The 25,255-nt window shown below is 68.7% G+C and carries 28 protein-coding genes and 1 rRNA gene; 11 read left to right on the top strand and 18 right to left on the bottom strand.

Annotated elements, in window-relative coordinates; genetic code table 11:
• Positions 1–10: 10 nt before the first annotated feature.
• Positions 11–439, bottom strand: coding sequence for a GNAT family N-acetyltransferase (locus F8S09_RS08500; RefSeq protein WP_152871077.1), 429 nt, complete (start codon positions 437–439; stop codon positions 11–13).
• A gap of 51 nt (positions 440–490) precedes the next feature.
• Here F8S09_RS08500 and F8S09_RS08495 point away from each other — a divergent pair, with 51 nt between their 5' ends.
• Both F8S09_RS08495 and F8S09_RS08490 read left to right on the top strand, forming a co-directional pair.
• On the top strand, positions 491–991 hold the full coding sequence (locus F8S09_RS08495) for a hypothetical protein (protein WP_152871076.1): 501 nt from the start codon (positions 491–493) through the stop codon (positions 989–991).
• Between the two features lie 55 nt (positions 992–1,046).
• On the top strand, positions 1,047–2,492 hold the full coding sequence (locus F8S09_RS08490; protein ID WP_152871075.1) for an ATP-binding protein: 1,446 nt from the start codon (positions 1,047–1,049) through the stop codon (positions 2,490–2,492).
• Between the two features lie 83 nt (positions 2,493–2,575).
• Here F8S09_RS08490 and F8S09_RS08485 read toward each other — a convergent pair whose 3' ends face one another.
• From F8S09_RS08485 to F8S09_RS08470, 4 genes are all read right to left on the bottom strand, one after another.
• Entirely contained in the window at positions 2,576–3,610 is a 1,035-nt protein-coding gene (locus F8S09_RS08485; RefSeq protein ID WP_152871074.1) for a GGDEF domain-containing protein, read from the bottom strand.
• Positions 3,611–3,707: 97 nt separating this feature from the next.
• A complete protein-coding gene (panB, locus tag F8S09_RS08480) occupies positions 3,708–4,529 on the bottom strand; it encodes a 3-methyl-2-oxobutanoate hydroxymethyltransferase (protein ID WP_152871073.1) in 822 nt (273 codons plus the stop codon).
• Positions 4,530–4,616: 87 nt separating this feature from the next.
• Positions 4,617–5,096, bottom strand: a complete 480-nt coding sequence (locus tag F8S09_RS08475) for a DUF420 domain-containing protein (protein WP_322618666.1) — start codon at positions 5,094–5,096, stop codon at positions 4,617–4,619.
• Positions 5,097–5,141: 45 nt separating this feature from the next.
• The gene (locus F8S09_RS08470) at positions 5,142–5,825 is read right to left on the bottom strand and encodes a D-lyxose/D-mannose family sugar isomerase (RefSeq protein WP_152871071.1); all 684 of its coding nucleotides are present in this window, start codon (positions 5,823–5,825) and stop codon (positions 5,142–5,144) included.
• 146 nt (positions 5,826–5,971) lie between these two features.
• Here F8S09_RS08470 and F8S09_RS08465 point away from each other — a divergent pair, with 146 nt between their 5' ends.
• The 7 genes from F8S09_RS08465 to F8S09_RS08435 all read left to right on the top strand — a co-directional run bounded on the left by F8S09_RS08465 (position 5,972) and on the right by F8S09_RS08435 (position 14,237).
• A complete protein-coding gene (locus tag F8S09_RS08465; protein ID WP_152871070.1) occupies positions 5,972–6,964 on the top strand; it encodes a COX15/CtaA family protein in 993 nt (330 codons plus the stop codon).
• Positions 6,961–7,896, top strand: a complete 936-nt coding sequence (locus tag F8S09_RS08460) for a heme o synthase (protein ID WP_152871069.1) — start codon at positions 6,961–6,963, stop codon at positions 7,894–7,896. Before F8S09_RS08465 ends, F8S09_RS08460 begins: the two co-directional genes overlap by 4 nt.
• A gap of 293 nt (positions 7,897–8,189) precedes the next feature.
• Positions 8,190–9,410, top strand: coding sequence for a cytochrome c oxidase subunit II (gene coxB / locus F8S09_RS08455; RefSeq protein WP_407643657.1), 1,221 nt, complete (start codon positions 8,190–8,192; stop codon positions 9,408–9,410).
• Positions 9,407–11,866, top strand: coding sequence for a cbb3-type cytochrome c oxidase subunit I (locus F8S09_RS08450; protein ID WP_322618665.1), 2,460 nt, complete (start codon positions 9,407–9,409; stop codon positions 11,864–11,866). Before coxB ends, F8S09_RS08450 begins: the two co-directional genes overlap by 4 nt.
• A 168-nt stretch (positions 11,867–12,034) precedes the next feature.
• Complete coding sequence (locus F8S09_RS08445; RefSeq protein WP_152871068.1) at positions 12,035–12,739, top strand: SCO family protein; 705 nt, start codon at positions 12,035–12,037, stop codon at positions 12,737–12,739.
• 52 nt (positions 12,740–12,791) lie between these two features.
• Positions 12,792–13,790, top strand: coding sequence for a Holliday junction branch migration DNA helicase RuvB (gene ruvB / locus F8S09_RS08440; protein ID WP_152871067.1), 999 nt, complete (start codon positions 12,792–12,794; stop codon positions 13,788–13,790).
• Between the two features lie 90 nt (positions 13,791–13,880).
• Positions 13,881–14,237, top strand: a complete 357-nt coding sequence (locus tag F8S09_RS08435; protein WP_194165281.1) for an ArsC/Spx/MgsR family protein — start codon at positions 13,881–13,883, stop codon at positions 14,235–14,237.
• A gap of 14 nt (positions 14,238–14,251) precedes the next feature.
• Here the strand turns inward: F8S09_RS08435 and F8S09_RS08430 are convergent, their stop codons facing one another.
• From F8S09_RS08430 to F8S09_RS08415, 4 genes are read right to left on the bottom strand one after another with little or no spacing between them, the layout of a single operon-like run.
• Positions 14,252–14,677 (bottom strand): hypothetical protein, encoded by a 426-nt coding sequence (locus tag F8S09_RS08430; protein ID WP_152871066.1) that lies wholly within the window; start codon positions 14,675–14,677, stop codon positions 14,252–14,254.
• Positions 14,678–14,908, bottom strand: a complete 231-nt coding sequence (locus F8S09_RS08425; protein ID WP_152871065.1) for a hypothetical protein — start codon at positions 14,906–14,908, stop codon at positions 14,678–14,680.
• Between the two features lie 35 nt (positions 14,909–14,943).
• The gene (locus F8S09_RS08420) at positions 14,944–16,977 is read right to left on the bottom strand and encodes a molybdopterin oxidoreductase family protein (RefSeq protein WP_152871064.1); all 2,034 of its coding nucleotides are present in this window, start codon (positions 16,975–16,977) and stop codon (positions 14,944–14,946) included.
• A gap of 25 nt (positions 16,978–17,002) precedes the next feature.
• Positions 17,003–18,001 (bottom strand): phosphotransferase enzyme family protein, encoded by a 999-nt coding sequence (locus tag F8S09_RS08415; RefSeq protein WP_194165280.1) that lies wholly within the window; start codon positions 17,999–18,001, stop codon positions 17,003–17,005.
• Positions 18,002–18,081: 80 nt separating this feature from the next.
• Between F8S09_RS08415 and pnp the strand changes: the two genes are divergently transcribed.
• On the top strand, positions 18,082–20,253 hold the full coding sequence (gene pnp, locus F8S09_RS08410; protein ID WP_152871062.1) for a polyribonucleotide nucleotidyltransferase: 2,172 nt from the start codon (positions 18,082–18,084) through the stop codon (positions 20,251–20,253).
• 67 nt (positions 20,254–20,320) lie between these two features.
• On the opposite strand, the gene F8S09_RS08405 is transcribed toward pnp, so the two are convergent.
• Together F8S09_RS08405 and F8S09_RS08400 are read right to left on the bottom strand one after the other, a co-directional pair.
• The gene (locus F8S09_RS08405; protein WP_152871061.1) at positions 20,321–20,668 is read right to left on the bottom strand and encodes a hypothetical protein; all 348 of its coding nucleotides are present in this window, start codon (positions 20,666–20,668) and stop codon (positions 20,321–20,323) included.
• A gap of 73 nt (positions 20,669–20,741) precedes the next feature.
• Positions 20,742–20,999 (bottom strand): hypothetical protein, encoded by a 258-nt coding sequence (locus F8S09_RS08400; protein WP_152871060.1) that lies wholly within the window; start codon positions 20,997–20,999, stop codon positions 20,742–20,744.
• Between the two features lie 36 nt (positions 21,000–21,035).
• On the opposite strand from F8S09_RS08400, the gene F8S09_RS08395 reads away from it, so the two are divergent.
• Entirely contained in the window at positions 21,036–21,350 is a 315-nt protein-coding gene (locus tag F8S09_RS08395) for a hypothetical protein (RefSeq protein WP_152871059.1), read from the top strand.
• 81 nt (positions 21,351–21,431) lie between these two features.
• Here the strand turns inward: F8S09_RS08395 and F8S09_RS08390 are convergent, their stop codons facing one another.
• The 7 genes from F8S09_RS08390 to F8S09_RS08360 form a co-directional block, all read right to left on the bottom strand.
• The gene (locus F8S09_RS08390) at positions 21,432–21,899 is read right to left on the bottom strand and encodes a hypothetical protein (RefSeq protein ID WP_152871058.1); all 468 of its coding nucleotides are present in this window, start codon (positions 21,897–21,899) and stop codon (positions 21,432–21,434) included.
• A 49-nt stretch (positions 21,900–21,948) separates the two neighbouring features.
• Positions 21,949–22,437, bottom strand: coding sequence for a 2-amino-4-hydroxy-6-hydroxymethyldihydropteridine diphosphokinase (gene folK, locus F8S09_RS08385; RefSeq protein WP_152871057.1), 489 nt, complete (start codon positions 22,435–22,437; stop codon positions 21,949–21,951).
• Positions 22,434–22,793, bottom strand: a complete 360-nt coding sequence (folB, locus tag F8S09_RS08380) for a dihydroneopterin aldolase (protein WP_152871056.1) — start codon at positions 22,791–22,793, stop codon at positions 22,434–22,436. Before folB ends, folK begins: the two co-directional genes overlap by 4 nt.
• Positions 22,790–23,701 (bottom strand): dihydropteroate synthase, encoded by a 912-nt coding sequence (folP, locus tag F8S09_RS08375; protein ID WP_322618664.1) that lies wholly within the window; start codon positions 23,699–23,701, stop codon positions 22,790–22,792. The genes folB and folP overlap by 4 nt, the downstream gene beginning before the upstream one ends.
• Positions 23,694–24,470 (bottom strand): ImmA/IrrE family metallo-endopeptidase, encoded by a 777-nt coding sequence (locus F8S09_RS08370; RefSeq protein WP_152871311.1) that lies wholly within the window; start codon positions 24,468–24,470, stop codon positions 23,694–23,696. The genes folP and F8S09_RS08370 overlap by 8 nt, the downstream gene beginning before the upstream one ends.
• A gap of 169 nt (positions 24,471–24,639) precedes the next feature.
• Positions 24,640–24,894, bottom strand: coding sequence for an acyl-CoA-binding protein (locus tag F8S09_RS08365; RefSeq protein WP_152871055.1), 255 nt, complete (start codon positions 24,892–24,894; stop codon positions 24,640–24,642).
• A 143-nt stretch (positions 24,895–25,037) separates the two neighbouring features.
• Positions 25,038–25,255: ribosomal RNA gene (locus F8S09_RS08360) — 16S ribosomal RNA — on the bottom strand; the annotation flags it as partial.

The following is a 25,255-nucleotide window of genomic DNA, read 5'->3' as shown; positions in this document are numbered from 1 at the left end:
GGGGGCGACTTCATTCCCGGCGCACCATTTCCGTTCCGCTGGTCCGGAAGCCCAATGCCTCGTACAGCGCCCGGCCCGCCTCGGTGGTCCCCAGGCTGAGGTGGGTCACGCCACGTTCCCGAGCGACTTCCATGCAGCAGGTCACCAGCTCGCGGGCCAGGCCGCGCCGCCGGAAGTCGGGATCGGTCCAGACGTTCACGATCCGGCCCCGCCAGGGCTGCGGGTCGCCGCGCGTCGGTCCCCACTCCAGCAGGGTCAGGCCCGCCCCGGCGACCACCCGCCCCCCGTGCTCGGCCAGGAAGCCCAGGTACACGCCACGTTCCATCGCTCCCGCCACCCACGCGGCATAGGCGGCCCGCTCCCCGGCGTCCGCCCCGTCGGGAAAGCGGTGCACGGCGAGGGTAGGCGCGTCGGTGGGTGTGGTGGGGCGCGGGGGCATGGGACAGAGTGAACCGCAACCTTCCGTGGCTGCGCCACGTACCCGGTGACGATGAACAACCTCGAAGGACGAATCGGCGGTCTCACGGTGGGCTACGACCTGCACGCCGAGTGGGACGGCACGCGGCTGCGCGGGCGCATCGGCGGGCGTTTCCAAGGCAAGGACCTCGACCTGACCCTGCGCGGGGGCGACGTGGACGGGCGCGTGGGCGGCACCTTCGCGGGCTTCGACGTGGACGGTGACGTGACCCCCGACCGGGTGGCCGTGCGCCTAGGGGGGCGGGTCGAGGGGGACGACGTGGCGCTGACGCAGCGGGGCGACCGCATCGAGGGCCGCTTTTCCGGGCGCGTGATGGGCAAGGACGTGAAGCTGCACGCCACGGCCCGGCGCCTCAGCGGGCGCATCGGCGGCGCGGTGGAGGGCAAGGACGTGGCCCTCGCCCTGCCGGAGGGCCTGCCGCCCCTGCTCGCCGCGCTGGCCGCCACCTGCGCCTACAAGGTGCTGGAGGACGATCACGAAAGCGCCGCTGCCACCAGCGCCGCGACCTCGTGACCCCCGTAAGCCGCACATTCCCGCGCCGGGACGCGTGCTAGCTTCCGCGCTAGCTATGGAAAACAGACCTCGGACGCTCGGAGAACTGTTGCAGACGCCGGAGTACGCGGGGCGCTCGCCCTTCGACGGTCGGGCGCGGACCGTGCAGGACGAGGTCCGCGAGAACCTGACCCGCAAGCTCAGACGCGGCGAGGAGCTGTTTCCCGGCGTGGTGGGCTACGACGACACCGTTATCCCGCAACTCGTGAACGCGCTGCTGGCGCGGCAGAACTTCATCCTGCTGGGGCTGCGCGGGCAGGCAAAGAGCCGCATCCTGCGGGCGATCACCGGACTCCTCGACGAGGTGGTGCCCGTCATTGACGGGGTGGATATGCCCGACGATCCCATCAACCCCATCGGCGCGGAGGGGCGGCACCTGCTCGAAGTCCACGGGCACGACCTGCCCATCCGCTGGCTGCCGCGTGACGCCCGCTACGTGGAAAAGCTCGCCACCCCCGACGTGACGGTTGCCGACCTGATCGGGGACGTGGACCCCATCAAGGCCGCCCGCCTGGGCACCAGCCTCGGCGACACGCGCTCCATGCACTTCGGGTTGTTGCCGCGTGCCAACCGGGGCATTTTCGCGGTGAACGAGCTGGCCGACCTCGCGCCCAAGGTGCAGGTGGCCCTGTTCAACATCCTTCAGGAGGGTGATGTCCAGATCAAGGGCTACCCCATCCGGCTGGAACTCGACGTGATGCTGGTCTTCTCGGCCAACCCTGAGGACTACACGGCGCGGGGCAAGATCGTCACGCCCCTCAAAGACCGCATCGGCTCGGAAATCCGCACCCACTACCCCAGCGACGTGCGGCTCGGGATGGACATCACCGCGCAGGAGGCGGTGCGGGCCGAGGGCGTCACCGTGCCCGGCTTCATCTCGGAACTGATCGAGGAAATCGCCTTCCAGGCCCGCGAGGACGGTCGGGTGGACAAGATGAGCGGCGTATCGCAGCGTCTCCCCATCAGCCTGATGGAGCTCGCGGCGGCCAACGCCGAGCGCCGGGCGCTGGTGTCCGGCGACTCCCCGGTCGTGCGCGTCTCGGACGTGTACGCGGGCCTTCCGGCAATCACCGGCAAGCTGGAACTGGAGTACGAGGGCGAACTTAAGGGGGCCGATCAGGTCGCCCGCGACGTGATTCGCAAGGCCGCGGGGGCCGTGTTCGCCCGGCACTACGGCAGCGCGGACACCCGCGAGCTGGAAAAGTGGTTCGAGGACGGCAACGTCTTCCGCTTTCCGCAGGGCGGAGACGCGGCGAGCGCCCTGAAGGCGGCGAAGGACGTGCCCGGCCTGACCGACCTCGCCGCGCAGGTGGCGAGCAGCCCCGACGACTCGGTTCGGGCGAGCGCGACCGAGTTCGTGCTGGAGGGGCTGTACGGCCGCAAGAAGCTCAGCCGCGCCGAGGAAACCTACGCCGCCCCCGAGCCGGAAGTGCGCCGGGAGCGGGGCGGGCGCTGGAACTGAGCGGCCAGCCACCAGTCCAGGAGAGCTTCAGCACGCGCTGAAGCTCTCTTCTTCTTTTGCGGGCAGCTGGAAGTTGCCTGCTCTTACGCCGCCGGGGCCATCACCAGCCGGTCGCGCCCGCTGTCCTTGGCCTGCCGCAGGGCGGCGTCAGCCTGGGAAAAGGCGTGGGCGAGGCCCTGCTGCAGGCCGTAGGCGCACAGGCCCACGCTGAGGGTGACCTGCTGGCCCTCCCCGAAGGTATGCCCGGCGATGCCTGCCCGCACGCCCTCGAGCAGCCGCGCGGCCTCGTGGGCCGAGCGGCCCGGCAGGCACACCACGAATTCCTCGCCGCCCCAGCGGAAGAGGGGCACACTGCCGCCCAGTACCTCGCGCAGTACGGTCGCCACGCCCTGCAACACCCGGTCCCCGGCCTCGTGGCCCCAGCGGTCGTTGACCACCTTGAAATGGTCGATGTCCAGCACCGCGAGCACGCCGGAGGGGACTGTCTGGGGCCATTGGGCGCACAGTTCGGTGAAGGCCAGACGGTTGCCCAGGCCGGTGAGGGCGTCTTGCCGGGCAAGGCGCTCTTCCTCGCGCATGCGGCGTTGCAAGATCACGACCGCTCCCGCGAAAAAGTGCGTGACGAGGCTGACCGCCAGCAGCAGCGCCGAGGTCGTCAGGTGTGTGGTCGCCACGTCCTCCCAGCGGGTCGCCGCGAGGGTGCCCGCCGCCGTCAGGGCCAGCACCAGCGCTCGCGCCCGCCGGGGCCGGTCGCTGAACAGCAGGTGCCAGATCAGCACGTTCAGCGGAATCAGCAGCAGCAACAGGTGAACAATCAGCTCGTGGTACGGGGCCCGGACACCAAGCCGCTGCGGTTCCAGGCCCAGGACCGCTACAAACACCAGCACGCTGACGGCGAAGGCCAGCCGCAGCCCCTCGCTCCAGCCAGGGCGCAGCAGGTGCAGCAGCGCGAACATCGCCAGCGTGCCCGAGAACAGCGCCACGAGCGGGTGAACGCTCCCCGTCAGCGCCGAGATGATCCACAGCACCGCCGCCGCCACCAACGGCACCAGCAACCGGAAATAGACCCGCGCGATTCGCTCGGGCAGGTCGGCCGGTCCCAGGGGACGAGGAGACATCTTCCTCCTGTCATAACACGCCCATCACGGCCGCGGCAGCGCAGATGTGGAGGTCCCCCAGACGGGTGGAGGGGGGAGGGGGGGGCCTACCTCCGGATCAGTACAGCTTCCCCAGTACCTCGTCCTTCATCACGAAGCTGTGTTCCTTGCCGGGAAACTCACGGGCGCGGACCTCGCGGGCGTAGGCTTCCAGCGCCTCGCGGGAGGTGCGGCCCACTTCGGCGTAGCGCTTGGCGAGCTTTTTCTCGTCGCCCTCATAGAGCCCCAGCAGGTCGTGGTACACGAGCACCTGACCCCGGCAGTGGACTCCGGCGCCAATCCCGATGGTCGGGACCGCGAGCCGCTCAGTAATCAGCCGGGCCAGCCGGGCAGGAATCGCTTCCAGCACGACGCTGAACGCTCCGGCCTCCTGCAACGCCAGTGCCCCGTCCAGCGTGCGCCGCGCTCCCTCCTCGTCGCGGCCCTGCACCTTCAGGCCGCCCTGCGCGGTCGCGGTCTGGGGCATCAGGCCGACGTGGCCCATCACCGGGAGGCCGTTGCGGGTCAGGACCGTCACAGCCTCCAGAATCTCGGGGGTCGCGCCCTCCATCTTCACGGCGTCCGCCCCGGTCTGCTGGATCACCTGCACCGCCGAGCGCATCGCGTCCCCGGCGCCCGTCTGATAGGTGCCGAAGGGGAGGTCAACCACCAGGAACGTCTCCGGAGCACCCCGCCTCACCGCCCGCCCGTGGTGGATCATGTCGGCCAGCGTCACGGGGGCGGTCGAGTCGTAGCCCAGCACCACGTTGCCCAGGCTGTCGCCGACCAGAATCAGGTCCACCCCGGCGGCCTCGGCGTGCCGGGCGCCCGGATAGTCGTAGGCCGTCACCATCACCAGCGGGTCGGCAGCCTGGATCAGGTCGGGGACGGAGCGCTTCATGAGGAAAACGCTATCAGCTTTCAGCAACCAGCCGCCAGCCAAGGGCCGTGAGTGCTGACCGCTGGAAGCGGGTGGCTGGCCGCTCCCTTACCCCGTGACCACTTCCCCGTACCTCCCTAGCACGAGGTAGATGATCCAGCCCGTGACCGCCACGTACAGCCACACCGGGACCGTCCAGCGCACCCAGGCGCGGTGGCGGTTGAACGACGGGCGGGCGGCGGGGGCATCGATGTTGCCGAGGTTTCCGGCGGCCCGCAGGCCCTTCCAAGCGTGCCACAGGGCGCCGAGCGCGAGGGGCAGGTTGGCGGCGGCCAGGATGATGTGGCTGATCAGCAGCGTGAAATACGCGCCCCGCCACCCATCCGGCCCGGCGTAGGCCTTTTCGTAGCCCAGCGCGAGCCGGGTGAGGTACAGCACCAGAAAGACGGTGGCAAGGGCACTCGCGGTGAGCATGGCCCGCATGTGCGCCTCGCGGTTGCCCCGGCGGATAAAGACGACACCGAACACGAGCGCGATGCCGCTCAGGACGATGGTGATGACGGCCCACTGGTTGATGATCGGTGCCACGCCCGGCAGTCTAGAGGCCAGGGGCCGGGGCGGGTGTCCGGACAGTCAGTGCCCGTCCACGCCTCCGACCTCGCTCCACAGCGGGTAGAGGGCCGCCTCCTCAGGCTCCACCGGGGGAAAGCGGCCCACCGCCTCCAGAAAGACGTTGTCGTGCAGGTCGTCGTTCACGGCACTGACCTCCCCGGCGAGGACCGGACCGCCGCCGGGCCGCGCATAGAAGCGGTGGTAGGTCCCCGGCCGCAGGGTGATGCTCTCGCCGGGGTGCAGGGCGAGCGGGGCCAGCGGCGGGACGTGGCGCAGACGGCCGTCGGTGGTGACGGGTACGGGCACGTCACGGACCTCGCCCTGCGGCCCGACGAGCGCCAGTTCCATCACCAGGACCCCACCCCCCCGGTGAATGATGTCCTCGGTCTTGTGGTGGTGGGTGTGCAGCGGCGTCTCCTGCCCCTCGCCCACCAGCAGCAGCTTCTCGGCGTAGGGCACGTCGCCGGGCACACCGGGGCGGCCGTTGCGGGTGCAGATCAGCAGTAGCCCCCGCCGGGCGAAGTCGCCCGAGCCAAAATCGGTCACGTCCCAGCCCATCTGCCGGGCGCGGCAATAGGCGGCGACCTCCGGCTGCGCGGCCCAGTCCCCCGGCCCCCAGGTTACCCAGGGCGGCGCGGCGAAGCGCAATTCGCGCAGCAGGGCGAGGGCGCGGCGCTGGGCGGCATTGACTTCGGAGCGGAGCATGGGCACCTCGGGGGGGCGAACGCGGGAAGGGGGGACCGGGCCAGGGGACAATTTTCAGCGGGGCGGGGCGATTAGAATAGCCGGGTTGACCGCGCCCCCGGTGCAGAGCCGGGCCGAGGCGCGGCGGGAAACAGCAGAGGAGGAAGATGAGCGGAACGCTGACGGTTCCCCGCACGGGTGCGGGCGCGTGGCTCCCCCGGCTGGCGTGGGCGGCCCTGGCCTACAACGTGCTGGTCATTTTGTGGGGGGCGGTGGTCCGCATCACGGGGGCGGGCGCCGGGTGCGGCGACCACTGGCCGCTGTGCAACGGGGTGGTGGTGCCGCAAAGCCCCACGGTCCACACCCTGATCGAATTCAGCCACCGCCTGACCAGCGGGGCGAGCGGGCTGCTGGCCCTGGCGCTGATCGCCCTGGCCTTCCGGGCCACCCCGAAGGGCCACCCGGTCCGGCTGGGCGCGGTGCTGAGCTTCGGGTTGATCTTGCTGGAGGGACTGGTGGGCGGCGTGCAGGTGCTCCTCGGCCTGACCGCCGACTCGACCGACCCCGCGCGGGGCCTGGTGCAGGGCATTCACCTCGCCAACACCTTCCTGCTGCTGGGCGCCCTGCTGCTCACGGCGCTGTGGGCCTCGGGGCGCCCGGCGCTGCGGCTGCGTGGGCAGGGCCGGGCGTTGGGCGTGCTGGCCGTGGGCCTGGGCCTCACGCTGGTGCTGGGCATGGCGGGCGCAGTGACCGCGCTGGGCGACCTGCTGTTCACGCCCGCACCGGGCACGCCGCTGGACACGGTGCGGCGCGACTTCGGCGCGACCGCTGGCCTGATCGAGAACCTGCGGGTGGTTCACCCCATGCTCGCGGTGCTCACGACCGTCTACCTGGTGTGGATGGTGGGGGCGCTGCGGCGCTGGCGGCCTTCCCCGGCCGTCACGCGCTGGGGCGCCGCCTTGTTCGGGGTGATCGCCGCGCAGATGGCGGTGGGATTTGCCAACGTGGCCTTGAAGGCCCCCGACTGGATGCAGCTCACGCACCTGCTGCTGGCGTGCATCATGTGGCTCGTGACCGTTTTGCTGGGGTATGAAGCGCTGACCACCCTGCGCCGGGTGCCGACCCCGGCCCGTGCGGCCCCCCCCGAGGTGACGGCATGACGGACAGCCACCTCGCCGCCTCCGCCTCCCCGGCGGGCACGGCCTCCCCCCGCCCCACTTGGCGCGACTACCTCGCCCTAACCAAGCCCAAGGTCATCAGCCTGCTGCTGTGGACCACCCTCACCGCGATGGTGATGGCTGCCGAAGGCTGGCCGGGGCTGTGGCTGCTGATCGTCGTCAGCCTCGCCGGGTACGCCTCGGCGGGGTCGGCAGGCGTGTTCAACATGATCATCGACCGCGACATCGACCTGCGGATGAAGCGCACGGCGGGGCGGCCCACCTCCAGCGGGCTGATCGGCACCCGCGAGGCGGCGATCTTCGGCACGGCCCTGCAAGTGCTCTCCTTCCTGGCCCTGTGGGTGTGGGCCACGCCGCTGGCCGCGTGGATGAGTCTGGCGGGATTTTTCACCTACGTGGTGATCTATACCCTGTGGCTCAAGCGCACGACCTGGCACAACATCGTGCTGGGGGGCGCGGCCGGGTGCTTCCCGCCACTGGTGGGCTGGGCGGCGGTGACGGGTGATCTGCCGCTGGTGGCGTGGTTTCTCTTCGCCATCGTGTTCTTCTGGACGCCGGTGCACTTTTGGGCGCTCGCGCTGATGATCAAGGAGGAGTACCGCGAGGTCGGTATTCCTATGCTGCCCGTCGTGCACGGCGACCGCCTGACGGCCGCGCAGATCTGGCTGTACGCGATCTATACGGTGGTGCTCTCGGTGATGCCGGTCTTCTTTCAGGCGGTCGGGGGGCTGTACTTCGTGGCGGCGCTGGGGTTGGGCGCGTGGCTGCTGGTGCTCTCGTGGCGGCTACGCGGACACGTGATGGCGGGCCGCAAGATCGAGCGCCCGGTCACGCTGCCGCTGTACCTCTATTCCATGCTGTACCTCGCGCTGCTGTTCCTGGCGGGGGCGCTGGACCGGGTGCTGCTGGCCTGAGCCGACTTTCGTCCCAGGCGGGCCGTGCGCTTCCCAAAGGAGGGGGTGCGCGGCCCGCCCATTGACCGAATCCTCCTTAACCCGATGGACCCGGCAGGCCGCCCTAGCAAGGCTTTCATGAGTGCAGCCTCCCCGGCTCAAAGGACACTTGCCTACCTCCCAGCCTGCTCTCATGGGGAGCATCCCTGACCGCTCGGTCGACCCTGCCGCGAACTGCGCGGGGCGGGCGGTTTTGGAAGGTGCAAGGTTCCGGTGGAAGCGACTACACTGGGGCGCGAGGAAAGAGGAAAGGAGTGACATTGAACACCAACCAGAGTGGCCGCCTGCGCGGCCGAGGGGGAGGCCGGGGGCTCCCAGCGCGGGCCGCCCTGCTTGCAGCGGGAGCGGCGCTGCTGACGGGCTGTCAGGAGTCGAACCAGCTCGTCACCTTCGGCGACATGTCGTCGGCCTTCAACCGCGAGATCTTCTGGATGAGCGTGTGGGCCATCGCCTTCTCGATCATCATCTTCATCGGCGTGTCCTACGCCCTGTTCGCCACGGTGCGGCGCTTCCGTGAGGAGAACAACTCGGCCGAGCCCGCGCAGTTCCACGGCAACAACCGCCTGGAAGTGGCACTGGTGGCCGTGCCCGTCCTGATCGTGATCGTGCTGAGCGTGCTCACCGTGCGCTCGATGGCCCGGCTGAACCCCACCCCGGAGAACGCCACGACCGTCACGGCGCTCTCGCGGCAGTTCTGGTGGAACTTCAGCTACCCCACCGCCACGGCGGCAGCGGGCGGCGTGGTCACCAACGGCAACGAGATGGTGATGCCCACCCGCAACCCGGTGGCCGTGACGATCACCTCCGGCGACGTGATGCACGCCTTCTGGGCGCCCAACCTGGGCGGGCAGCGCAACGCGACCCCCGGCACCGAGAAGACCTGGCAGATCGACACCGACCGCCCCGGCGCGTACCAGGGCAACTGCTCGATGCTGTGCGGGGCTTCTCACGCCAACATGCGCTTCAAGGTGATCGCGCTGGAGCCCGAGCGCTACAACGCGTTCCTGGCGGCGGCGGCGGCCTACCGCGCCCCCACGCCCGCCCCCGGCAGCGCCGAGGAGCGCGGCTATACCCTCTTCATGCAGGGCAAGGCCTCGACCGGGGCGCTCGCCTGCGCCGCCTGCCACCGGGTGCAGGGCACGCCCGCCAACGGGGCGGCCGGGCCTGATCTGAGCTTCTTCGGCACCCGCCGCACGCTGGGCGCCGGGATGTGGGAAGGCGAGCGGGCCGAAGAGATGCTGATTCCCTGGCTGGCGAACAGCCCCGGCGTCAAGCCCGGCAGCCTGATGCCCCCCTACAACGGCGCGACCTATCAGGTCAACGGCAAGGAGCAAAAGGGCGGCGTCCTGACCGAGGCCGAACTCGCGGACATCGCCGCGTACCTGCGCAGCCTGCGCCTGCCCGAAGAAGCCGACTACTGGCGCGGCACGCCCGTGATCGGCAGCGCCCAAGACGCCCAAGGAGGCTCCCAGTGACGGTTCAGCACGCGCCACAGCCCACGGCGACCTCCGCCCGGCGGGGAGCCTGGGAGGTCATCAAGGACTACATGATGACCACCGATCACAAGAAGATCGGGCTGCTGTACATCCTCGTTTCGATCATCGCGTTCGGGGTGGCGGGGCTGATGGCCGTCGCCCTGCGCCTCCAGCTCGCGCTGCCGGACCAGGGCTTTTTGGTGGGCAACACCTACAACGAGGTGCTGACCGGGCACGCCGCGATCATGCTCTTTTTCTTCCTGATTCCGATTGGGCTGTTCGGCTTCGGGAACTTCTTCCTGCCGCTGCAACTCGGCGTGCGCGACGTGGCGCTGCCGCGCGTGAACACCTTCGCGGTGTGGTCCTTTATCGCCAGCCTGGTCCTGATCCTGACAGGGCTGTTCCAGGGCGGGCTGCCGGGCGTGGGCTGGACCTTTTACTACCCGCTGTCGGTGGACGGCAACCAGACGGGCGTGAGCGTGTTCATGGTGGCCGTGATCCTCAACGGGATCGGGTCGCTGCTGGGCAGCGCGAACTTCGCGGCGACCATCGTGAACATGCGGGCGCCGGGCATGAGCCTGTGGAAGATGCCCATCTTCTGCTGGAGCATCTTCGCGACCAGCCTGCTGCAGCTCATTAGCCTGGGCGGCCTGACGGCGGCGGCGCTGGTGACCTTCCTTGAACTCAAGCTGGGCCTCTCGATGTTCAACCCCGGCATCGGCGGCACGCCCATCCTGTTCACGCAGTTTTTCTGGTTCTACTCGCACCCCGCCGTGTACGTGATGCTGCTGCCCTACCTGGGCATCGCCGCCGAGATCGCCTCGACCATGGCCCGCAAGCCGCTGTTCGGCTACCGGGTGATGGTGTACTCGCTGCTGGGCATCGTGCTCGTCTCGCTGCTGGTGTGGGCGCACCACATCTTCGCCATCGGCCTGCCTGAAGGCTGGCAGATCGCTTTCGCCATCGCCACGCTGATCGTGGCCGTGCCCACGGGCGTCAAGATCTTCAACCTGATCGGCACCCTGTGGGGCGGGCGCATCATCATGAAGACGCCGACCTTCTGGCTGGTGGGCTTCATCTTCAACTTCCTGATCGGCGGGATCACCGGCGTCTCGCTGGGCATGGTGCCCTTCGACTACCAGGTCACCAACTCGTACTACGTGGTGGCACACTTCCACAACGTGATGATGTTCGGCACCGCGTTCCTGGCGATGGGCGGCATCTACTACTGGTGGCCCAAGATGACTGGGCGCTTCCTGAACGAGCGGCTGGGGATGTGGCACTTCTGGCTCTTTATGGTCGGATCGTGGCTGACCTTCCTGCCGCAGTACATCCTGGGCCTGCTGGGCATGCCCCGGCGCTACTACACCTACCCGGCGGGCAACTTCGCCTGGACCGAGCTGAACTTCATCTCGACCATCGGGGCGCTGGTGCTGCTCGCGGGCGGGATCGTGTGGGTCTGGAACATGCTCCAGAGCCTGCGTAAGCCCATCACGGCCTCCAACAACCCCTGGGGCGGCTTCACGCTGGAGTGGACAGCGGCGTCCCCCCCTGCCGCCTACAACTTCGCGCACGAGTTCCCCACCACCTTCCCCACCGAGCGGCCGCTGTACGACTGGGAAAAGAGTGGGCAGACCCTGACGCCCGTGGACCCCAAGAGCATCCACCTGCCGCAGGACTCCATCTGGCCCTTCATGACGGCGCTCTCGCTGCTGCTGATGGGCTACGGCCTGAGCTACGGCTGGTTTACCAATTACACCCCGGCAGGCGGATTGCAGGCCTTTTCCGAGGCGAGCCTGAACTTCCAGATCTCCACGGTGATCCTGTACCTGTCCATTCCGCTGTTCCTGTACTCGCTGTTCAAGTGGGCGGGCACCCGTGAATACGCCGTGCCGGTCGAGCACCACCACCTGACCAAGTACGACAACGGCTTCATGGGCATGGCGTGGTTCATCATCTCGGAAATCAGCCTCTTCGGCGTGCTGATCGCCGGGTACGTGTACCTGCGCATCGTGGGCGCCGCCGAGCCGCCCGCACTGCGGCCCAGCATCTGGCTGGCCGCCGTGAACACCCTGATTCTGGTGACCTCGTCCTTCGTGATTCACAAGGCCGAGCAGGACCACCACAAGGGCCGCTACACCTGGTTCCGGCTGGGCCTGCTGATCACCCTGATCCTGGGCGCGGTCTTCATGATCTTCCAGGTGTACGAGTTCGCGCTGTTCGGCGTGGAAAGCGACTGGACGCAGAACCTGTGGCAGTCGTGCTTCTTCATCATCGTGGGCCTGCACGGGCTGCACATCCTGATCGGCGGCACCGGCATCGCGCTGCCCTACTACCAGGCGCTGACCGGCAAGATGGACAAGTACAACCACGGATCTCTCACGGCCGCCAGCCTGTACTGGCACCTGGTGGATGTGGTGTGGCTGCTCATCGTGGCGATCTTCTACGCGTGGTGAGGGCGTCGCCAGCGGCCAGTCGCCAGTCGCCAGAAGGCTAAACAGATTCACTTGGAAGTGGGAGCGTGACGAGCGCTCCCACCATCTTTTTGCCTGGCGACTGTTCCCTGGCGACTGGCGACTCCCCTGGGACACCCCGCCCCCTGCCCCCCCGCTAGCCTCGGCCCGATGAAGTGGCTCACGGCGGTGCTGTTGGCGGTCGCGGCGGTCCTGGGGGGGCTGCTGCTGTACCGGGGTGTCTCTCCCAGCGCGTCCGGGGGGACGGCGCTCGACACCCCGGTAACCTTGCCCGCCCTGTCCCTCCTGAACGACCGGGGCGAGGAGACCCCCCTGAACGACTCGGGCGGCAAGATGCGGCTGGTCTTCTACGGCTTCGTGCGCTGCCCGGACGTGTGCCCGGCGACCTTGGCGAGTCTCGCGCGGGTGTACGCCGACCTGCCGGAAGCTCAGCGCGAGCGGGTGCAGGTGCAGTTCATCACGGTAGACCCGGAGCACGACCGGCCCGAGGTGGTGCGCGACTATCTGGGCCGCTTCAACCCGGCTTTCACTGGCCTGACGGGCGAGGCGAGGGCCATCGACGAGGCCGCCCGCGTCATGTTCGTGGCGAACGTGAAGCCGCAGCCCCAGCCCGCCGAGGACCACAGCGCCCACTTGGCCCACGCGGATGGGGAAGCCCAGAGTGGGGGGGACGGCGCCGCCAACGCTCAGCAGGCCGGGGCGACCGCCGCCGAGGCCGCCCGCATCCACGGCGATCAGGTCAGCGTGGTGGACCCCCAGGGCCGCTTCGTGCGCGTGTATGCCAACGGTGAGGTGCTGGACGGCACCCTGGCCGCCGACCTGCCGGGATTGATCCGGACCTACGGCGGGTCGTGACCTCCACTCAACCCGGCCCACCCTATTTCGCAAATAGCGTAATATGGGCAGCATGACCGAACCGCTCGACGCCGCCCTGCGGCCCAAGACGCTGACCGAGTACGTGGGGCAGGAACGCCTCAAGGAGAAGCTCTCGGTGTACCTCCAAGCGGCCAAGGGTCGCCGTGAGGCGCTGGATCATACGCTCCTCTTTGGCCCGCCCGGACTCGGCAAGACCACGCTGGCGCACATCATCGCGCACGAACTCGGGGTGAACATCCGCGTCACGTCGGGTCCCGCCATCGAGAAGCCGGGCGACCTCGCCGCCATCCTGACGAACAGCCTGGAGGAAGGCGACGTGCTGTTCATCGACGAGATTCACCGGCTGGGGCGGGTGGCCGAGGAGCACCTCTACCCCGCGATGGAGGACTTTAAGCTCGACATCGTGCTGGGGCAGGGACCGGCGGCGCGGACCATTGAGCTGCCCCTCCCCCGCTTCACGCTGGTGGGGGCGACGACCCGGCCCGGCCTGATCACGGCGCCCATGCGCAGTCGATTCGGGATTATCGAGCACCTGGAGTACTACACAGCAGAGGAAATCGGCGTCAACCTGCTGCGCGACGCCCGGCTGCTGGGCTTCGGGCTGGAGGAGGAAGCCGCGCTGGAGATCGGGGCCAGGTCGCGCGGCACCATGCGCATCGCCAAGCGGCTGCTGCGCCGGGTGCGCGACTACGCGGACGTGGCCGGTGAGCCGGTGATCGGAATGGCGCGTGCCCACGACGCGCTGGACAAGCAGGGGCTGGACTCGGCGGGCCTCGACGACCGCGACAAGAAGTACCTCGAAACCCTGATCCACCGCTTTGCGGGCGGCCCGGTGGGCGTAGATACCCTCGCCACCGCCATCAGCGAAGACGCCCTGACGCTGGAGGACGTGTACGAGCCGTACCTGATCCAGCTCGGCTTCATCAAGCGCACGCCCCGTGGCCGCGTCGCCACTGCCCACGCCTACGACCACCTCGGCCTGCCGGTGAGCGGGCGGGACGATGAGGGAATGGGGCTGTACACGAACTGAGTTGCCAGAACCAAACGGCATTTGCCCCGGCCCAGGTCGGGGTCTTTTGCTGGCGGCTGGAAGCTGGCAACTGGCGACTACAATCCCCCCATGACCGCCCCCCAGGTTCAGATGTTCGGCCTGAAAAAGAGTGCCGCCACCCGCGCCGCCGAGCGTTTTTTCAAGGAGCGGCGGGTCAAGATTCACTTCGTCGATCTGGCCGCCAAGCCTATCGCCAAAGGCGAACTCGCCCGCTTCGTGCAGAAGTTCGGGCTGAACGCGCTGCTGGACCTGGAAGGCAAGGCGTATGAACGCAGCAACCTCGCCTACCTCCGTACCACCGAGGAAGGCATCATCGCCCGCATCATCGAGACGCCGGAGCTGCTGCGGCTGCCGCTGGTGCGCGGCGGCAAGGTGCTGACCGTGGGCGAGGACCCGGAGGGCTGGGCACGGATGCTGGAGGGGTAGGCGCACCCGCCGTCCTAACTTCCTAATTTGTCAAAGGAAAAAAACAGTCGGTCCTCTTCCTCAATTAGATCACCTAGCTTCATGTGCCAATCTGTGACCTCGTGCTCACCATACAGCCAGCTCTCGCGCCACAGGATGAAGCGCTGACGCCAAATCTTTCCGTTTGGATTAGAGTAGTACATTGCAATCTCTAGATTGTAACTTTCGGGGATGTCGCCTTCTGCAAGCCCTGGATAATGCTCTGATATTGGAACGTCTATCTCGATACTTTTTAAAGGAAAAATCATCTCTGACCTCAGTTCATCTTCTAGTGAAATGAGAGGGTATAAATTTGTCCTCTTTATAAGGATAGGGTACTTTCCCAAATTTGTTAGTTTAATCTTGTAGTCTTTTTCACTATGATCTATCACCAGATTAGGCTTAGATTCAATAACCAGCATCTATTGGGCTATGTCGATTTGTTTTTGAGCTTTTTCAATTTGAGAATCACTTCTATCAATAGCATTCCAAGTAGCCCACAACAAAACTCCTGCCAAGACAGCTTGTGCAAATCCCGCACGCTCACCAAGGTCAGAGCCACCGAGGAGCGCCCAGACAGCAATTACCAACAGAGCCCCGACAATAAGATAACGAGTAAGCCATATGTGCTTACTAAAATTTTTATGCTGCATAAAAATTGCTACGCAGTAGACCAGTCAATAGTTCCTTAGTTCGCCTGCTCCAGCCGCACCCGCGTGTTGTGGAAGGTGCTCCCGCCGCCCAAGTCGGTCAACGTCTGCGCGGTCACGGCGTTGATGCTCTCCCCATCGGGCGCCGAGAGCCCCCACCACGTCCCCTCCACCACCGCCACGCCGGGCTGCGCGGCTTCCGTCACCTTCACCCGGCGGCGCACCTGCCCGACCTCGCTGACGATGCGGGCATAGCCGCCGTCCTCCAGCCCGTAGCCCTGGGCGTCCTCGGGGTGGACCAGGACGTGCGGCTCGTCTCCCTCGGCGCGGTTGAGGTTGGCGAGGTTGCCGTAGGTCGAGTTCAGGAAGTGGTGGGCGGGCGGCGTGAGCAGGCGCACCGGGTAGTCGGGGTTCAGCGCCGCACCCACCGGCTGATACCTCGGCGCAGGCGAGAGCTGGACCTTGCCGCTGGGCGTCTCGGCCCCGTGTGCGTAGGGCAGGAAGCCCTCGGGGATGTTCAGCCGCACCGTGCCCTCGGCCTTCAGCCGCTCGGGCGTGATTCCGGCGAGGTGGGGGTGGTCGGTCGCCAGCACCTCCGCCAGCAGGTCATCCACCGTCCAGTAGACGCTGGGTTCGGTCACCCCGAGGCGGCGGGCGAGTTGCTGAAACACCCAGGAGTTGGGCCGGGCCTCGCCGGGGGCCTCCAGTTCGGCGGGGTTGTAGCCCAACCAGTGGTGGCCGTAGCTGGTGTACACGTCGGGATGCTCCATGAAGGTCGTCGCGGGCAGCACGTAGTCGGCCAGCCGCGCCGTTTCGGTCATCGCCTGTTCCAGCACGACCACGAGGAGGTCATCGCGCTGGAGACCCGCCCGCACCCGCGCGGAGTCGGGGGCGACCACCGCCGGGTTGCAGTTGTAGATCACGGTCGCGCCGAAGCCCGATTCCGGGGCCAGGGCGTTCGCCAGTTCGTTCATATTCACGTGGGGCACGTCCGGGCGGGTCAGGTGCGCTCCACCTAGCCGGGCGCGGTTGAGCGCGAAGGCCCCGCTGGTGCTGAGACACAGCCCGCCCCCCCGCTGCCGCCAGTCGCCCGTCAGCGCCGGAAGCAGCGTCACTGCCCGCAGCGCCGTGCCGCCGTTCTCGTGACGGGTCATTCCGTACCCGACCCGGATGTAGGTGGGCCGAGTGGTCCCGATGGCGTGGGCGAGGTCACGCACCTCCTCCACGGTCAGCCCGGTGACCTCCGCCGTGCGTTCGGGCGTCCACTCGCGGGCGGCCTCGCGCAGGTCCTCCACCCCGGTCGTCGCCTCCGTGATGTATGTCTCATCCGTCCAGCCGTGGGCGAAGAGTTCGTGCATCACGCCCAGCGCGAGTGCCGCGTCTGTGCCGGGCTTCAGCTTGAGGTGGGTGTCGGCATACCCGCTCGTGCGGTTGCGGTAGGGGTCCACGTGGATGATGCGGGCGCCTGCCTTCCGCGCCGCCGTCATCTGCGGGGTGAGGTGGCTGTGGGTGCTCAGGCTGTTGATGCCCCACAGCACGATCAGGCGGGCGTGCGGCACGTCCAGCGGGTCCACCGTCAGGCGTGAGCCGTAGCCCATCGCCCAGGCCGCCGTGCCCGCCGTCGCGCAGATCGTCTCGTCGAGTTCGGGGGTGCCCAGCGCCCGCCACAGGGCGTGGGCGTGCGAGTTCTCCATCAGGCCCATCGTGCCCGCGTAGTGGTAGCGCAGGATGGACGAGGGACCGTTCCGGTCCAGCAGATGCCGCAGCCGGGCCGCGATGTCGTCCAGCGCCTCGTCCCAGGTCACCCGCTCGAACTGCGGCTCGGGGTCGGTCTTGGGGTTGACCCGGCGCAGGGGGTAAATGGGGCGCTCGGGGTGGTGCTGCCGCGCTGGGTAGTGAACGGTCTTCACGCAGGCAAAACCCTTCGTATACGGGTGCGCCGCGTCCCCGGTCAGCTTCACCGCCCGCTCGCGGCCGTCCTCGCCACGCTCCAGGGTGATCCGCAGGCGGCAGGCGTCGGGGCAGTCGAGGGGGCAGGTGAGGAGCACGTCGCGGGTGGCGGGGGCGGACATGGGGCGAGTGTACGCCCAGCGCGGGTCAGGCTTCTGGCCACGCCTCCCAATCACGGATGAACTTCAGGCCGTACTGGAAAAACCCCAGGTCCGGGACCTCGGTGCCGTACTCGTGGGCGCGGCCAGCGTTCAGGCCCATGAACCAGATGGCCCGCGCCGTCACGAAGAGGGGCAGGGCCTGGAGGTCCGCCGCCCCCAGCGGGCGCAGGCTCTGATAGGCCGCGAGAAAGGCCCGCCAGGCTTCCTCCGCCGCCTCGGGGGTCTGACCGCTGTTGGAAAACAGGCTCCACCCGTAGACCGCCAGATCGTAAGCCCGCCAGCCGGGGCCGCCGCAGTCGAAATCGAAGAGGCGCACCGTGCCGTCCGCCTCCAGCCGGGCATTACCCTCGTGCAGGTCGCCGTGACAGGGACCCCACTCCAGCCTCGGGGCCAGGGCGGTCAGGGCCGCGTGCGTGCGGTGGGCGGCGGCCTCCAGTTCCTGCCAGACCTCCGGGGACTCTGCCAGCAGAGGGCGAATGACCGCCAGTGGTTGGGTCAGCAGATGGTCCAGGTCCAGGGCGAAGCGCCCCTCCGCGCGGAAGGGGTCGGCGGCCGTGTGGAGACGGGCCGCCGCCTTCCCGTATGCCGCCGCGTCCTCCGGCACCGCCTCCAGCCAGCGTCCCTCCACCCACCCGAACAGGGCGGCGACCCGTGGCCCCTCGGCGGCCTCCAGCACCTCCCAGCACGCGCCGCCGGGTTGCGGGAGTGGCCCTGAGACGGCACATCCCGCCCCCGCCAGATGCCTCAGGAAGCCGAGTTCCCACTCCACCTCTCCCGGCGAGCGCCAGCCCGAGCGGTAGACGCGCAGTGCCGCGCGGTCCCGGCCCGCCAGTCCAGTCACCCGGTAGGTGTCGTTCAGGCCGCGCCGCAGCAGGGTGCAGGTGACGGGGCCGGTGCAGGAGTACCGCGCCTCCACCCAGGCGGCCAGGGCCTGCGCCGAGAGAGTGGAGTAGGCGGCGGGAAAGGGAGCGGCGGGAATGGACATGGCCCCACCCTGACACGTCTGGAGCCGACCGCAACCCACCATCCCGTCGGGGTGCGGCGGGGCGGGATAGACTCACCCTCATGATCGGAAAGACCTACACCACGGTGCTCGGCGGGCGCGAACTGAGCATCGAGACGGGCAAGCTGGCGAAGCTCGTCAGCGGCAGCGTCACCCTGCGCTACGGCGACACCATGCTCCTCGTGACCGCGCAGGCCCGCGAGGACAGGAGCACGCTGGACTTCCTGCCCCTGACCGTCGAGTTCGAGGAACGGCACTACGCCGTCGGCAAGATTCCCGGCTCCTTTCACCGCCGTGAGGGGCGCCCCGGCGAGCGGGCCATCCTCTCGGCCCGCATCACCGACCGCCAGATTCGGCCCCTCTTTCCCAAGGGCTACCGCCACGAGACGCAGGTCATCATCACCGTGCTCTCGGCCGACCAGCAGAACCTGCCCGACGTGCTCGGCCCCATCGGCGCGTCGGCGGCCCTGAGCATCAGCGACATCCCCTGGGGCGGGCCGACCGCCTGCGTGCGGGTGGGCCTCGTGGACGGCGGGTACGTGCTGAACCCCACCACCGACCAGCTCACGCGCTCGACCCTGGACCTGGTGGTGGCGGGCACCCGCGACGCCGTGATGATGGTGGAGGCCGGGGCGCAGGTCGTGGACGAGGAGACGATGGTGGGCGCCATCGAGTTCGCCCACGCGGAGATGCAGGGCGTCCTGTCCTTGATCGAGCAGATGCGGGCCGAACTCGGGGCGCCGAAGTTCAACATTCTGGCGGAAGGCGACCTCGCCCCGGACCTCGTGCCCGAACTTATGGAGGCGGCGCGGACGGCGGGGCTGCGCGACGCGCTGCTCACCGTGAAGAAAAAGGAGCGCGGCGCCAACCTCAAGGCCCTGCGCGACCGCATCATTCAGGACCGCATGATCGAGGGCGAGGTCGAGGGCGCCGAGGAACGCATCCTGGCCCTAAAAAGCGCCTTCGGCAAGGTGGAAAAGCAGGAACTGCGCCGCCTCATCCTGGAAGAGGACCTGCGGGCCGACGGGCGCAACTCGCGCACCGTGCGCCCCATCTGGATCGAGACCCGGTCCCTGCCCCGCGCCCACGGCAGCGCGATCTTCACGCGCGGCGAGACGCAGGTGCTGGGGGTCGCCACCCTGGGCACCGAGCGCGACGAGATTCTGGTGGACGACCTCACCACCGAGGAGAACGACAAGTTCCTGCTGCACTACAACTTCCCGCCCTACTCCACGGGCGAGGTCAAGCGCATGGGCGGGCAGTCCCGGCGCGAGGTCGGACACGGCAACCTCGCCAAGCGGGCGATCCGGGCGGTGCTGCCCTCCTTCGAGGAGTTCCCTTACGTGCTGCGCGTGGTGGGCGAGGTGCTGGAGTCCAACGGGTCGAGCAGCATGGCGACCGTGTGCGCCGGGACCCTCGCGCTGATGGACGCGGGCGTGCCCCTGAGGGCGCCGGTCGCGGGCGTGGCGATGGGCCTGGTCATCGAGGACGGGCGCTACCGCATCCTCACCGACATCCTGGGCCTGGAAGACGCGCTGGGCGACATGGACTTCAAGGTCTGCGGGACCGCCGAGGGCGTGACGGCCCTCCAGATGGACATCAAGGTGGGCGGCATCACCCCGGCGATCATGCGGGAAGCGCTCGCTCAGGCCCGCGACGCCCGGCTGCACATCCTGGGCAAGATGGCCGAAGTGCTGCCCGCGCCGCGCCCCGAGCTGTCGCCCACCGCTCCCCGGATCGTCAGCCTCAAGATCAACCCCGAGCTGATCGGCAAGGTGATTGGGCCGGGCGGCAAGCAGATCCGCGAACTCGAGGCGATGGGCGCCCAGATCACGGTCGAGGAGGACGGCTCGGTCCGCATCTTCTCGGCCGACAGCGCCGCCGCCGAGGCCGTCCGCGCCCGCATCGAGGGCCTGACCAAGACCGCCCGCGTGGGCGAGGAGTACGAGGGCACGGTGGTCAAGACCGCGCCCTTCGGCGCCTTCGTCAACCTCTTCCCCGGTCAGGACGGAATGCTGCACATCTCGCAGATGAGCGAGGAGCGCATTCAGGCCGTCGAGGACGTGCTGAACGTCGGGGACAAACTCCGGGTCAAGATCGTCAACGTGGACGACCGGGGCAAGATCGACCTGATTCGCCCCGAGCTGGAGGGCAAGATTGCCCCCCGCGAGCCCCGTGCTCCCCGCTCCGGCGGCGACCGGGACCGGGGACCGCGCCCGCCCCGCCGGGACTAAAGGCAGGCCAGAGAGGCCGCTTCTCCAACGGGGAGAAGCGGCCTCGTCCTGTCGTCGAACTCTGCTGTCACTGCCCCGCCAACCCGAGATACTGCACGGGTCCCGAGTGGCCGACCACCGCCGTGATGGTGTTCTTGCCGCGCTGGAAGAGATAGGTCTGGCTGCGGGGCGTCCTCGCCTCCTTGACCTTCCTGTACCCGCCCTTCTGAAGACCGGCGAGCACGTAGGCGGTCTGCGCGGCGCCCGTCTTGGCGTCCAGGGCGTACATCTCGGTCCATTTCACTCCGGACATGGCCTGTTTGAAGGTCAGGTACAGCGGGCCGCAGATCGGCGTGAGCCGCCGCGTGTCCTTGAACAGGCTGTTCGCGACGGTGCCGGGCTTGACCGGACAGGCCAGGGCCGAAGAAAGGAGCATGGCGGCCACCAATAAAGTCAACCGGCCTGAAATGGGCTGGACCATACGCCAGCATAAGGGAGCCCATTCCCTATCATTCCCGCGCCGTGAACACCGCCAGCGCCGCCGCCGCGAGGGCGCCCACCGCGCCGGTCACCAGCGGGCCGTCCTGGTGGCTCAGAAAAGCCTCAATGGTCAGCGCCAGCCCCAACACACTTGCCCCCAGGGTCAGCGCCAGCATCCAGCCCAGCGGCAGGGGCGAGCGCCCCGCCGACACGCGAGTGCCCCAGCCGTAGCCGGCCAGGATCAGCAGCGCCGCGCCCAGCCAGCCCAGACCCGCCCCCTCCAACATGGGCGCAGCATAGCCGCTGGCGTTAGAATTCCTTCCATGCGCCCCGCCTACCTGACTGCTGCCCGCCACCTGCAACTGGGGCGCGAATGGGCGGTTGAGGGCGATCAGGAGCAGGCCGTGGGGGCCTACGAGGAAGCGCTGCGGCTGCTGCGGACCCTGCCCCCCGAGCGCACCCGCGACGTGCTCTTGGCCCACACCCACCTCGCCTACTATCAGACGCTGGCCCTGCTGGGCGACGAGGCGGGGCCGGAGCACTTGCACCTCGGCGTGAGCTACGCCCGCTCCACCCGTGACCCCCTGGCGCGGGCGATTGCCGAGGAGTGTCTGAGCGGGCTGGAGACAGTGCTCTAAAAGCTCGTCAGTCGCCAGAGAACAAAGAAAGCCCCAGCACTGGCCGGGGCCCCTTGTTGATGACTGGCCGCTGGCGACTTCCTACACCCCGCCCGGAAGCTGAAGCTGGGCGGTCGTGCGGTTCTGGGCCTTGTCGTGGGCGCACTGGAAGGGCAACTGGCCCAGTGGGGCGCCCCCACCGTTCACCTGAATGTTGGCGGGGACATTCAGGGTCCAGCCGCCGCCCTGGGCAGGCTGAACGCTGGCCACGAGGTCGGCGGGTTCGGGGGCGATCTCGGCGGTCAGGCGCTGCCCGGCCTGAAGCTGGCCGCTCTGCTGCAGCAGGCCCTGGAGGGAGGCGAGCTGTTCGTCTTCGGCGAGCTGTTCCTTGCAGGCTTCGAGGAACTTGTACTTGCTGACCCCGTTCGCCTCGCGGTCGCTGACGTAGGGGTTGGCACGAATGGTCAGGGCGGTCACGAAGCCCAGCAGCAGCACGCTGAGCACGATCGCCACCCACAGCAGGGTGCGGCCCAGGTTCCCGTTGCGCTTGGAGGAGGTCAGCTCGCTCATGTCGGGACGCAGCATAGCGTGCCCAGGGGGGACCGGGCCGTCTGTTCGCCTACCAGTCGGCCGCCACCCGCGTGACGCCTGCCCGGCCCACCCGTCCCAGGGCCGCCTCCACCCGCTCCCCGGTCACCGGATGCGCCAGCCTCGGCGCGAGGTCCGCCAGCGGCGCGAGCACGAAGGCCCGGTCCCAGGCGCGAGGATGCGGGAGGGTCAGGTCTGGCGTCTCCCATACCTCCTCCCCGCACAGCAGAAGGTCGAGGTCGAGGGTGCGGGCCTCCCAGCGTTCGCGGCGTTCGCGTCCCGCCTCCGCCTCCAGCCGGTGCAGCGCGGCAAGGAGGTCAGGTGGCCGCAGGGCCGTCTCCAGGCGCAGCACGGCATTGAGATAGTCGGGCTGCCCTGTCGGCCCCCCGACCGGGGCCGTGCGGTACAGGGCGCTCACACCAGTCACAGTGCCCAGGCGCGCCAGCTCGTCCCTGGCCCAACGCAGAGCGGCCAGAGGGTCCCCCAGGTTCGCGCCGAGCGCCACATACGCCGCCCTCATTCGCCGGCCCGCAGGGTCAGCTCGGCGTACACGTCGCGGAAGACGCCGGGAAGGGGCGCGAAAGGCTTATGCACCCGCACGGTGACCGCCTCCAGCCGCCCATGCTCGCGCAGCAGCCGCCGGGCGATGCGGTCGGCGAGCACCTCGATCAAGAGGTGGCGCTCACCCGTCACCTCCTCGCGGATGGAGGCGTAGACGGCAGCGTAATTGACGGCCGCCGCGAGGTCGTCGGCAATCCCCGCGAAGGCCCAGTGCAGCTCGGCGTCCACCACAAAGCGGGCACCCAGCGCCGCCTCCGACTCAAAGACGCCGTGCCGGGCATGAAACTCCAGTCCCTCCAGCACCACGCGGCTCATGCGGGCGATTGTAGCGGGCCTGCTCCGTTGGTCCCATTCAGCGCCGCTTGCACCCGCAGCGCCTGAACATGCGCGGCCACCGCGTGCACCCGCACCATCGCCGCCCCCTGCCGCGCCGCGTGCAGGTGCAGGGCGAGGCTGCCGGGGTCGCGCTCCGAGGCCACGGGCACGTCCGCGAGGCGGCCAATCAGCCCCTTGCGGCTGGCGCCCACCAGCACCGGCCACTGCCCGTCCGTCAGGTCCGGCAGCGCCCGCAGCAGCGCGAGGTTGTGCTCCACGGTCTTCCCGAAGCCGAGGCCGGGGTCAAGCAGCACGGAGGGCACCCCCGCCGCCTGTACCCGCTGTGCCTGGGACCGCAGATACCCGTGAACCTCGGCCATCACGTCGCCGTAGTGCGGGGCGTGTTGCATGGTGCGCGGCTCGCCCTGCATGTGCATCACGCAGGCGGCGGCCCCGGCCTCCGCGCATGCAGCCACCATAGCGGGATCGCGCAAGCCTGACACGTCGTTGACGAGGTGTGCTCCCGCCTCCAGTGCCGCCCGCGCCACCTCGGGCTTGAGGGTATCCACGCTGAGCAGTACGCTCTCGCCCGCCAGCGCCCGCAGCACCGGGCGCACCCGGTCGATTTCCACGTCGGCGGGCACCGGATCGGCGCCGGGCCGGGTGCTCTCGCCCCCCACGTCGATCATGAAGGCCCCCGCGTCCCGCATCGCGCGGGCGTGGGCCAGGGCCGCCTCCAGCCCGGCGTGACGGCCCCCGTCGCTGAAGCTGTCGGGCGTCACGTTGAGGATGCCCATTACCGCGCAGCCCGTCCAGGTGACTTCCCAGCCCTCCGGGGTGCGGACGCCACCCGGCACCGGGAAGCCAAAGGTCAGGCGGTGCTGACGCTCTGGCCAGGAGCTACTCACCCGCCTCCTCTCCCGCCCGCTCGCTCCGCTGCCCCAGCGCGAAACTCACCAGCACGCGCTGCCGCTCCGGAAAGGCGTCCACGTAGGCGGGCATTCGCCGCCCCGAGCGGAAGGGCACGTAGCTCTCCTGCGCGAGCGGGAGCCGGGTCGCCAGCGCCACCGCGACCGGGTGGTCGTCGGGGATGGGTGTGCCGGGGCGCAGACTGTATTTGACGCCGGGAGCGCCGCTGCTCGCCCGCACGGTCAGGCCCTTGCCGGGCGATGCCTCCTCGTCCTCCGTGTCGAGGCGGCTCACGGCACAGACGGCGTAAAGAACAGGGGCGGTGGTTCTCTCGGCCAGGGCATACAGGGCACTGCTCGCACTCACGTCGGCGCGGCGGGCCAGCTCCGCGAGGGCCTGCCCGCTGGGGCCATGCCGCGCCATCACCTCGTCGATCAGGGCGTCTGGCATCAGCAGCGCGGCGGCGCCCACGTTGCACAGCGTCTCGATGACCTGCTCCAGCCGCTCGCCCTCGTAGGCGTCGTGGAGGTCGCTGAGCAGGTCATCGTCGCCCAGCAGCAGGGCGTGGCTGATCTCATGGGCCAGGGTGAAGCGCTGGCGTTCGGGCCGCACCCGGCTGTTGATCAGCACGACGCGGTGCTCGGGGTCATAGGCGCCGTCACGGTCCCCCATCGGCAGGAACCGCAGGGTGGCGTCCAACCCGGCGAGGAGGCTGTGCGTATCCAGCCCCGGCAGCCCGCTCGCGTAGGTCGCCGCCAGCTCGCGCATCCGCGTCTTGGCGGCGGCGAGTGCCTCTCCCCCGTTGGAGGCCCCGCGTTCGGGTGTCTGGGAAGCGGAGGAACCGGGGTTCACCCCCGCAGCTTACCGTGTGGGTGCTTCCAGACCAAGACAAAGGGTGGCCTGCCCAGAGGCGGCTACCCCAACCGGTTGAGAACCCTCAGCCCCGAGCTTTAAGCGTTTCGACAAGTGCCGCGTACTCCGCCTGTGCCTCCTCGGCGTTCATCCCCTTGAGTGCAGCCCAGGCGTCGTACTTGGCTCCCCCCACGAAGTCGAACCCGCCGGGACGGTCGCCCGTCACGTCGCCCACCGAGCCCTGCTTGTACAGCGCATACAGCTTGAGGAGCGTATCGTTGCCGGGTTTTTTGGAGAGGGTCTGGACATCCTGCTGGGCCTGTTCGAACGGCGTGGTCATGGGGAGATTGTACCCGGTCAAAGTTCCTTGACCCGGCGATCCAAAAGGCGCGTCCCCCCGGCGGGAGCCGGGGGGGCGAGGTCAGCGTGGATTGTGTCTGGCGGTGAGGCCAGAGGGATGGGAAGAGGAGCGGAGCGCAATAGAAAGGAGGTGATCCAACCGCACCTTCCGGTACAGTTACCTTGTTACGACTTCACCCCAGTCATGCGCCACAGTCTAGACGCCTGCCTTGCGGCTCCCGGCGGTTTCAACTGCAACGTACTCCCATGGTGTGACGGGCGGTGTGTACAAGGCCCGGGAACGTATTCACCGCGGTATGCTGACCCGCGATTACTAGCGATTCCAACTTCACGGAGTCGAG

The sequence above is a fragment of the Deinococcus terrestris genome (genome assembly GCF_009377345.1).
GTDB lineage: Bacteria > Deinococcota > Deinococci > Deinococcales > Deinococcaceae > Deinococcus > Deinococcus terrestris.
This window is presented reverse-complemented; position numbering and strand designations above follow the sequence as displayed.

Bases quoted from the DNA above. Each gene is read 5' to 3' on its own strand.
- F8S09_RS08500 (WP_152871077.1), bottom strand. From the start codon at position 439: ATGCCCCCGCGCCCCACCACACCCACCGACGCGCCTACCCTCGCCGTG.
- F8S09_RS08495 (WP_152871076.1), top strand. From the start codon at position 491: ATGAACAACCTCGAAGGACGAATCGGCGGTCTCACGGTGGGCTACGAC.
- F8S09_RS08490 (WP_152871075.1), top strand. From the start codon at position 1,047: ATGGAAAACAGACCTCGGACGCTCGGAGAACTGTTGCAGACGCCGGAG.
- F8S09_RS08485 (WP_152871074.1), bottom strand. From the start codon at position 3,610: ATGTCTCCTCGTCCCCTGGGACCGGCCGACCTGCCCGAGCGAATCGCG.
- panB (WP_152871073.1), bottom strand. From the start codon at position 4,529: ATGAAGCGCTCCGTCCCCGACCTGATCCAGGCTGCCGACCCGCTGGTG.
- F8S09_RS08470 (WP_152871071.1), bottom strand. From the start codon at position 5,825: ATGCTCCGCTCCGAAGTCAATGCCGCCCAGCGCCGCGCCCTCGCCCTG.
- F8S09_RS08465 (WP_152871070.1), top strand. From the start codon at position 5,972: ATGAGCGGAACGCTGACGGTTCCCCGCACGGGTGCGGGCGCGTGGCTC.
- F8S09_RS08460 (WP_152871069.1), top strand. From the start codon at position 6,961: ATGACGGACAGCCACCTCGCCGCCTCCGCCTCCCCGGCGGGCACGGCC.
- F8S09_RS08445 (WP_152871068.1), top strand. From the start codon at position 12,035: ATGAAGTGGCTCACGGCGGTGCTGTTGGCGGTCGCGGCGGTCCTGGGG.
- ruvB (WP_152871067.1), top strand. From the start codon at position 12,792: ATGACCGAACCGCTCGACGCCGCCCTGCGGCCCAAGACGCTGACCGAG.
- F8S09_RS08435 (WP_194165281.1), top strand. From the start codon at position 13,881: ATGACCGCCCCCCAGGTTCAGATGTTCGGCCTGAAAAAGAGTGCCGCC.
- F8S09_RS08430 (WP_152871066.1), bottom strand. From the start codon at position 14,677: ATGCTGGTTATTGAATCTAAGCCTAATCTGGTGATAGATCATAGTGAA.
- F8S09_RS08425 (WP_152871065.1), bottom strand. From the start codon at position 14,908: ATGCAGCATAAAAATTTTAGTAAGCACATATGGCTTACTCGTTATCTT.
- F8S09_RS08420 (WP_152871064.1), bottom strand. From the start codon at position 16,977: ATGTCCGCCCCCGCCACCCGCGACGTGCTCCTCACCTGCCCCCTCGAC.
- F8S09_RS08415 (WP_194165280.1), bottom strand. From the start codon at position 18,001: ATGTCCATTCCCGCCGCTCCCTTTCCCGCCGCCTACTCCACTCTCTCG.
- pnp (WP_152871062.1), top strand. From the start codon at position 18,082: ATGATCGGAAAGACCTACACCACGGTGCTCGGCGGGCGCGAACTGAGC.
- F8S09_RS08405 (WP_152871061.1), bottom strand. From the start codon at position 20,668: ATGCTCCTTTCTTCGGCCCTGGCCTGTCCGGTCAAGCCCGGCACCGTC.
- F8S09_RS08400 (WP_152871060.1), bottom strand. From the start codon at position 20,999: ATGTTGGAGGGGGCGGGTCTGGGCTGGCTGGGCGCGGCGCTGCTGATC.
- F8S09_RS08395 (WP_152871059.1), top strand. From the start codon at position 21,036: ATGCGCCCCGCCTACCTGACTGCTGCCCGCCACCTGCAACTGGGGCGC.
- F8S09_RS08390 (WP_152871058.1), bottom strand. From the start codon at position 21,899: ATGAGCGAGCTGACCTCCTCCAAGCGCAACGGGAACCTGGGCCGCACC.
- folK (WP_152871057.1), bottom strand. From the start codon at position 22,437: ATGAGGGCGGCGTATGTGGCGCTCGGCGCGAACCTGGGGGACCCTCTG.
- folB (WP_152871056.1), bottom strand. From the start codon at position 22,793: ATGAGCCGCGTGGTGCTGGAGGGACTGGAGTTTCATGCCCGGCACGGC.
- F8S09_RS08370 (WP_152871311.1), bottom strand. From the start codon at position 24,470: ATGCGCGAGCTGGCGGCGACCTACGCGAGCGGGCTGCCGGGGCTGGAT.
- F8S09_RS08365 (WP_152871055.1), bottom strand. From the start codon at position 24,894: ATGACCACGCCGTTCGAACAGGCCCAGCAGGATGTCCAGACCCTCTCC.